Genomic DNA, 7,375 nt, shown 5'->3' with positions numbered 1-7,375 from the left:
AAAGCCCAGGGTTGGCGCGAAGCGGGAGCGCCTACCCTGGGTTAGTCGTTGTTTTCTCACAACCCCAACGCGGGTTGCGACTGGATCGGCCAACACCCCCAAACAAACCGCAACCCACGATGGGGTTGTGAATTCTATGGGTTTTTTCCAGGGTAGCTCGTTCCTCGCAACCCTGGGCTTTGAGGCGCTATCCCGTTGGGATAGAGGTCCAAGATCTTCTAAACTTGTGGGTAATGCTTAGGGCACGACACCGCTTTTCCTTCGGCCGAGTTTAGTCCCTCCAACGGTGGCGTTTACAATAGGCACACCAGCAGCCACTCCGCCACGCGCAGGAAAAGCGGAGACGTGTCTCCCCAGTCCACAGCGCCTTGTTCTTTCGCTTGCGATTGCACAGCTCCGGACACCGAAGCGAGCGACCGGCTCATGGAGCCAACCGGCTGCTAAATCTTCTCGAAGCGGGCGAAGAGCGTGTTGAAACCGCTAGGACGGCTGTAGTCGTAGTCGGTCATCCGGAGGCTGGCTTCCTTGAAGAAGCGATCCCGCCGGAAGATCCACTTGGAAATGTAAAGGTTCCACATGTCGAGAGCCTCGCGGGTGCCGCACTTCACCTGGTGGTTGACCAGTCGAAATCCTTGTTTTTTGGCGATGTCCGCCAGGAAATCGATGCTGTAGTGCCGGTGATCGATCATGAGGACGGTTGGGTCCAAAAGGATCGAGAGCCAATGGCGGTTGGGGGTGGAGAGCAGAAACTGTCCACCCGGCTTCAACACCCGATGGACTTCGGAGAACATCTTGGGCTCGGTGTTGCGCGGGATATGCTCGATCACTTCCCAGGACACGGCGGTATGGAACGACTGATCGGGGTAGGGGATCTCAATGGCGGAACCGACCTTGAACTCCACCCGGGGGTCCTGGATGAAGCGGCGGGCGGTATCGAGGTCGGCATCGGTGACATCGATCGCCGCCATGCGGGTGGCTCCTGAGCGGGTCGCCCACAGCTCAAACCAACCATACCCACAGCCGATGTTAAGCACGGACTTGTCCTGCACCAGCGACCGAGGGACGAACTCGTTCACAGTAAAGGCAAGTCGGCCGTGCAGGTCGGTGGGCGGCGGCTGGTTTAAGAAATTGTTCATCGAGTCGTCAACTTCACGGCCAAACTCTCTCGGGAGACGGTCGTGTTCGGCTAGCAAATCTCAAAAGACGTTCCATCTGAAGGAAAAAAGAAGACCTGGCATTCCCGCTTGCCGCCTGGCTTAAAAAAGTCCAAAGTATCTAGGTTGGCCTCCATCGAGGCCTTAAGACCATTCACACACTCTATGAAAACCTCCTTACTCTCTTTGTCCCTGGTGATCGCGGTTGTTGGGCTCACAGGCTGCAGCGAAACGCCTTCGGACAAACCCGCGGGTGCTTCTGCTCCTGCTCCGGCGGCGGCGCCGACGGTCGCTGAGGGGGCTCAGCAGGCAGCCCAGTCGGCTACGGCCGCCGCTTCGGACGCCGCGGCTGCTGTGAACGCGAAATTTCAGGAAGTGCTCGCCCAGGCTCAGGGATTGCTCGGGCAGGGGAAGCTTCCGGAGGCGCAGGAGGCGCTCAAGTCCTTGACTGACCTGAAACTGTCGGCCGATCAGCAAAAGCTGGTGGATGATCTCAAGGCCAAGATCCAACAGGCCATGGCGGCGGCGAAAGCCGGCGGTGGCGATGCGGTCAAGTCGGTTCAGGGCCTGCTTCCGAAGACCAAGTAAGAAGCGCCTAGTGATGCACGAAGATGATGCGACTGCCCTGGGGCTCGAATCCGAACTCCATCGGCCGCAAGTCGGACAGCGCCCCGGAGATTGCCTCGTGGCGGTCTCGCGGGGCGTAGAACATCAGGAATCCGCCACTGCCCGCCCCCAGGAGCTTTCCGCCTAAGGCCCCTGCTTGGCGGGCTTTTTTGTACCAGCTGTCAATGGCGGGATTGGAAATGCCGGTGGTCAACTGGCGTTTGAGCTCCCAGTTTTCATGGATGATTTCCCCGAATGCGGGAAGGTTGTTGGACTGGAGTTCTGCTTTGAGCTGTTCCGCGAGCGCGACCATCCGCTGCAGGATGCGCTGCTTCTTCCGCGCTCCCGCTACTTCGGCTCCTTGGTGGCGAAGGATGGCTGAAGCGCTGCGCGTCAACCCGGTGTAAAAGACCAGGATGTTCTGTTGGAGTTGGCGGAGCGTTTCTTTCCGGCAGATAATGGGTTCCACTGCGACGGAATCGTCCGGGTTGAAGCGAATAAAGTTCAACCCGCCGTATGCCGCGGCGTATTGGTCTTGTTTGCCTATTGGCTCGGCACATCGTTCGAGCTCGATCTCGCAGGATTGCTGAGCCAGCTGTTCTGCGGAGGCGTGGCGTTCGGTATGAGCATGCAAGGCATTGAGCAAGCCCACCGTGAACGAGCTCGAGGATCCCAGCCCGGTCCCCTTGGCAGGAATATCGGCCACGGAAGTGATTTCCAATCCTCCTTGGATACCCAGCATGCGCAGTGACTCACGGACCAGGGGATGCCGGATCTTGTCCACGGTTCGAGCCTCCTCCGTCCGGGAGTAGCTGATGCGGATCCGTTGGTCGAACTTAGGATTGACGGTAATGTAGACGTATTTGTTGATGGCGGTTGAAACCACGCATCCGCCGTAGCGACGGTAGAATACGGGCAGATCGCTACCTCCACCGGCAAAACTCATGCGCAAAGGCGTCCGACTGATGATCATGATGGAGTGTTCTGGGTGTCCGAAAGGTTCGATTGCTGCACGATGAACCGGGCGGCCTCGGTCAGGGTGTCAAAGGTGGATTCGGGTTGCACGTGGAATTTGCCGTCGCGTCCGCCGTGTCCGGTGCGGACCAGAACCGATCTCACTCCCGCATTTTTCGCGCACTGCATATCGATGGTGGTATCGCCTACCATCCAGGATCGCTTGAGGTCCAAGTTCAGTTCGCGGGCCGCCTGAAGCAGCATGCCAGGGTTGGGCTTCCGGCATTTGCAGGCCACCTTGAGCTCCGCTCGCTCCCCGGGAAATCCGGCGTCGGGGTGGTGGGGGCAATAGTAGATGCGATCCACAAAGGCGTGCTCCAGTCCGAGCAAACTTTCCAGCTTGTTGTGAATGCCGCGCAGTTCGGGTTCGGTGACATAGCCTTTGGCAATCACCGGCTGATTGGTCACAACGACCACTCTGAACCCGGATCGGTTCAGATCTTGGACCGCTGCAGCCACTCCCGGGATCAGCCGAAGCTGATCGATCGAGCGCAGGCCGTCGGCCTCTTCGTTGAGCGTGCCGTCCCGATCCAGAAAGACCGCCGGGGCAGGGTCGCGAAGCGACGATCTGGCAACCACCCCCTTCTCGACTTCCTGGCAAACCTTGTCGTAGCGCTCGGGGGTTCCGATGTCCTTGATGTATTCGGGCGTGTTGTATCCCAGCAGCCGCTGGCCTTGCCGGAGCATCGCGGGGAACAGGTCTTTGCCGAAATCCATGGGTGCGCGAGGGCCACCGTCCACGACGAAGGGTTCCAGCGCCTTTCGGTTGATGACATACAGCCCTGCGTTCACGAGGTTCTGGAACCATCGGCCCGCCGGGTGGGGACGGTTGTGGAAAGCGGTGACCCAGTTGTGGTCATCGCATTCAACGAGATCGGAATCGAACGGATGATTGTTGGGATGAAGCACCAGGGTGGCATCGGCTCCTGAAGCTTGGTGTGCGGCGGCGAGGCGAGTCAGGTCGAGGTTGACCAGCGTGTCGCCATACATCACCACGAACTGATCGGCGAGGCTGTCCCATCCCAAGAGCACCGCGCCGGCGGTTCCCAGCGGTTTAGGCTCGATGAGATAGCGGATTTTGATTCCCCATTTAGATCCATCCCCGAGCGCTTCCTGGATCACCTCCGGTCGATAATACACGCATAGCAGGATCTCGGTGAAGCCGTGCTGCTTGGCGAGTTCCACTTGATGGGCGAGCAGGGGTTTCCCGGCGATGGGGATCATCGGCTTGGGCAGGTCCCCAAGCCGGGCCTTGAGGCGGGTGCCCAGTCCACCGGCTATGATGACGAGTTGGTGCATGCGGACGACTTAAGCAACCGAGCTGGATTGCTCTGAGCTGACTTCGCGGATGGCTCGTTCGACCGCTTGGTTGGATGTCAGCCGGGGCGACCACCCGAGGCGCTGGAGCTTGGCGATCGAGTATTGGAACTTGGGCACATCGCCCACCCAGCCGCGATCCCCTCCCGTGTAGTGAATTTTGGCCGTGGGTGCCACCTGCCGCACCGTCTCCTCGGCGATGTAACGAACCGTTGTCGCGGTATCGGGAGGGGCGATGTTGAAATAGTTCAGTCGGTCCTGGGATTGCTGCCAGATATGGATCATGGCATCGACCACCTCGGTCACATGCAGGTAGGGTTTTTCCTGGGTGCCGTTGCCGAGCACCTCCAGCTGGTTGGGGTTGGCGCGCAGCTTGCGGATGAAGTCAAAGATGGCGCCGTGGGTGGATCGACTGCCGACCACATTGGGAAAGCGAAACAGCCAGGCGCGTTTGAGAAAGCGTTCCAGGGCGGCGGTCAAGGCGGCCTCGGACGCCAGTTTCATGGCTCCGTAATTAGAAATAGGGAACCAGGGTCCGCCGTCCTCGGTGAGCAGGCCGTCCTGGACCCCATAAATGGCAGAAGTGGACGAAAAGGCGAAATGGGGGATACCCAGCGCCTCGGCCACTCGTAGGGAATGGTAGGTCGTCAGGAAGGTTTGGCGCAGGTCGATGTCCGGATTGGTGCCACCGGCCTGGATGTCGGAATTGGCGGCCAGATGCCAGATCACTTCAAATGGACGACGTTCGTGTTCCTGTCGAGCGAAGTGGAGGAAGCTATCGAAGTCGTTGACATCCAACTCCTGAAACTTGAAGCTTGGCAGCTGCATGGCCTTGGCCAGATTCGCGCGCCGGCCCAGCACCAGGTTGTCGACACCAACCACGTGCCGGTCGAGCGCCAACAAGCGATCCACCAAATGACTGCCGATAAAGCCCGCGGCGCCCGTGATCAGACACGCGCCGCTCATATGATTTGTTTGCTCGCCATTCCCGAAGCCAACGAAACAGCCGGGGGTTTGTCAACCATCGGCACTGGAGAATTTTTCCAGGGCTCAAGGAGTTGGGGGGTGAAAGTGGGCGGTGACGTGCCTTTTCCTCGTTCTAACCAGTCCCTTCCTATTCTCGCATGACTCTTCGTGGTGTTCCATGGGTGCTTGGGTTGATCGCCCGGGGCCAGTTCAAAACGTTGTGGATTGAGTTCCATTTCCGTTACTACCGTTCCCGTTGGAATGCCAAGCTGGAGCAGAGCTTGAAAGCCACGCCACGTCCGTCGGTTCCGGCGGGGACTCACATCCGGCTCGAGACCGAGCATCCGGTGGCCTATAAATCTCCCGATCACTTGGTTCCATGGGGCACCAAGTATGACAATTCCACCCATGGTAAGTTCATTCTGCACATGGAGGAGCGAATTGGCGCGAGCGTGCCAGGACGCTGTCGGCGGTCGTTAGACCTGGGGTGTTCGGGGGGAGGGCTGGTTTATGATTTTCTCCGGCTGGGCTGGGTGGCGGTAGGGCTGGAAGGTTCGGATTTTTCGCTGAAGCACGGTCGGGCGCACTGGCCCGAGCTGGCGGGGAAGCATTTGTTTACCTGCGACATCGGCAAGCCCTTTCGAGTTCTCGACGGCGAGGCGCTTCACCAATGTGACTTGATCACCATGTGGGAGGTGTTGGAGCACATTCGGGCTGAAGAGCTGCCGACGCTGTTTGAGAATATTCTGAAGCATTTGCAGCCCGGCGGTTACTTTGTAGCCTCGACCACCTCGGAGCCCGACATCCACGACGGAGTGGATCTCCATCAGACCAAGCTGACCAACGCCGAATGGCGTCAATGGGTCGCCAAGAATCGCCCAGAGCTGGAGTGGGTGGACCTGGGATTGGAGTATTATCAGTTCGTCCGCTATAACCAGGAACGTTCGGTGCTGACCTATCGGCGCAAATCCTAGTCGGGGCGGACTGACTAACTGACTGACTGACTGGAGAGAATCCGCCTAGGGCCGGGTTGTGGCTGCGGCTGTGGCTCAAGGCGAATGACGCATGGACTCGAAACCTGGCCCGCTTACTGGGGTGTCCTCTGTTACCCGTGAACCGGGTGCGGTCACTGCTCCTTTGCTGAGCGTGGTGATCCTCAACTACAATGGGGCACGCTGGCTTCGTCGCTGCCTCGACTCGCTCCGCCAGCAGACGATCTTCCATCGAATCGAGGTATGGATTGCCGACAATGCCAGCCAAGACGGTTCGGATCGGCTTTCAGAGGAGCTCCTGCGCGGGTGGTCGAATGGTTTCTTTGTTCAGAACGGTGGAAACTTTGGCTATTGCGAGGGGAATAATCGGGGCGCGCGCGGCGCGGCTGGGAGATATCTCCTGTTTCTGAACAATGACACTTGGATGGCCTCTGATTGTTTGGAGGTTCTGCTGGCGCACATGGAAGGGTTGCAGGCTGGAGCTGGCAGTCCGCAGATTTTGAACTACCAGGACCAGCAGCTGCAGGGGTATGGCCGATCCGGCTTCGACTTGTTTGGATACTACAGCAACCAAGGGGATGGGGGCGTGGAGAGCGAGCTGTTTATCGCGCCGGGCTGTGCGTACTGCATTCGTCGGGATCTCTTTTGGAGGCTCGGTGGATTTGATTCGGAATTTTTCATGTATGCGGATGAGACCGATCTCTCCTGGCGCGTTTGGATTGCCGGCGAGCGCGTGATCACGGTTCCGCAGGCTAAGCTCTATCATTGGGGAGCTGGGTCGTCGGCCCCAGCGAGCGGGCCCGAGCCTGGGGTGTTTCGAGCCAGTGAGTTCTCCCGGTTCCACACCAATCGCAATACCTTGATGGTGTTGCTCAAGAATACTCAGCACGTCCTACTGGTGCTGGTGGCTACGCACCTCCTCTCTTTGTTTTTAGAGGCCATGTTCATGCTCCTGGTGACACGCAACCCGGGCTTTGTGCGGCGGGCGTATTGGGATGCTGTGGTTGCCTGTTGGGGGAAGCGACTCCACGTGAGGTCAGAGCGCCGACGCATTGCGGGGTTCCGTCGGCGAGGTGATTTTTGGATGATGCGTTTTTTGCGACCCGACCGATGCGAACGCCTCGAAGAATTTCTCCGGCTGCTTGGGTGGACGGGCAGGAACGAAAGGTGAAGGGGAACGTCCGAGGACGGACGTCGCTAGTGCGACTGTGAAGCGCACCAACATAGCAGGGTGAGAGTCCCTGTCAGGCCTATGTTCACCAGGCCTGTGACTGAAAGTAACTGCGGCGCAGTAATGTGTCCGTGGAGAGCAACTGGAAGTGAACT

The 7,375-nt window shown here is 58.9% G+C and carries 7 protein-coding genes; 3 read left to right on the top strand and 4 right to left on the bottom strand.

Annotated features, from left to right (window positions below; translation table 11 throughout):
- Positions 1-440: 440 nt before the first annotated feature.
- A complete protein-coding gene (locus tag JNN07_10080) occupies positions 441-1,136 on the bottom strand; it encodes a class I SAM-dependent methyltransferase (GenBank protein ID MBL9168077.1) in 696 nt (231 codons plus the stop codon).
- Positions 1,137-1,319: 183 nt separating this feature from the next.
- On the opposite strand from JNN07_10080, the gene JNN07_10075 reads away from it, so the two are divergent.
- Complete coding sequence (locus tag JNN07_10075) at positions 1,320-1,742, top strand: hypothetical protein (GenBank protein MBL9168076.1); 423 nt, start codon at positions 1,320-1,322, stop codon at positions 1,740-1,742.
- A 7-nt stretch (positions 1,743-1,749) separates the two neighbouring features.
- Here the strand turns inward: JNN07_10075 and JNN07_10070 are convergent, their stop codons facing one another.
- From JNN07_10070 to JNN07_10060, 3 genes are read right to left on the bottom strand one after another with little or no spacing between them, the layout of a single operon-like run.
- A complete protein-coding gene (locus JNN07_10070; protein ID MBL9168075.1) occupies positions 1,750-2,733 on the bottom strand; it encodes a hypothetical protein in 984 nt (327 codons plus the stop codon).
- A complete protein-coding gene (locus tag JNN07_10065) occupies positions 2,730-4,073 on the bottom strand; it encodes an HAD-IIIA family hydrolase (GenBank protein ID MBL9168074.1) in 1,344 nt (447 codons plus the stop codon). The genes JNN07_10070 and JNN07_10065 overlap by 4 nt, the downstream gene beginning before the upstream one ends.
- 9 nt (positions 4,074-4,082) lie before the next feature.
- Complete coding sequence (locus tag JNN07_10060) at positions 4,083-5,057, bottom strand: NAD-dependent epimerase/dehydratase family protein (protein ID MBL9168073.1); 975 nt, start codon at positions 5,055-5,057, stop codon at positions 4,083-4,085.
- Positions 5,058-5,215: 158 nt separating this feature from the next.
- On the opposite strand from JNN07_10060, the gene JNN07_10055 reads away from it, so the two are divergent.
- Both JNN07_10055 and JNN07_10050 read left to right on the top strand, forming a co-directional pair.
- Positions 5,216-6,031 (top strand): methyltransferase domain-containing protein, encoded by an 816-nt coding sequence (locus JNN07_10055; protein MBL9168072.1) that lies wholly within the window; start codon positions 5,216-5,218, stop codon positions 6,029-6,031.
- Positions 6,032-6,122: 91 nt separating this feature from the next.
- Positions 6,123-7,220 (top strand): glycosyltransferase family 2 protein, encoded by a 1,098-nt coding sequence (locus tag JNN07_10050; GenBank protein MBL9168071.1) that lies wholly within the window; start codon positions 6,123-6,125, stop codon positions 7,218-7,220.
- Positions 7,221-7,375 lie beyond the last annotated feature (155 nt).

It is taken from the genome of Verrucomicrobiales bacterium (assembly GCA_016793885.1).
In the GTDB taxonomy this organism is placed as follows: Bacteria; Verrucomicrobiota; Verrucomicrobiia; order Limisphaerales; family UBA11320; genus UBA11320.
Note: the sequence above shows the minus strand (reverse complement) of the source record. Positions and strands in the feature narration are given on the sequence as shown.

Bases quoted from the DNA above. Each gene is read 5' to 3' on its own strand.
- JNN07_10065 (MBL9168074.1), bottom strand. From the start codon at position 4,073: ATGCACCAACTCGTCATCATAGCCGGTGGACTGGGCACCCGCCTCAAG.
- JNN07_10060 (MBL9168073.1), bottom strand. From the start codon at position 5,057: ATGAGCGGCGCGTGTCTGATCACGGGCGCCGCGGGCTTTATCGGCAGT.
- JNN07_10075 (MBL9168076.1), top strand. From the start codon at position 1,320: ATGAAAACCTCCTTACTCTCTTTGTCCCTGGTGATCGCGGTTGTTGGG.
- JNN07_10050 (MBL9168071.1), top strand. From the start codon at position 6,123: ATGGACTCGAAACCTGGCCCGCTTACTGGGGTGTCCTCTGTTACCCGT.
- JNN07_10080 (MBL9168077.1), bottom strand. From the start codon at position 1,136: ATGAACAATTTCTTAAACCAGCCGCCGCCCACCGACCTGCACGGCCGA.
- JNN07_10070 (MBL9168075.1), bottom strand. From the start codon at position 2,733: ATGATCATCAGTCGGACGCCTTTGCGCATGAGTTTTGCCGGTGGAGGT.
- JNN07_10055 (MBL9168072.1), top strand. From the start codon at position 5,216: ATGACTCTTCGTGGTGTTCCATGGGTGCTTGGGTTGATCGCCCGGGGC.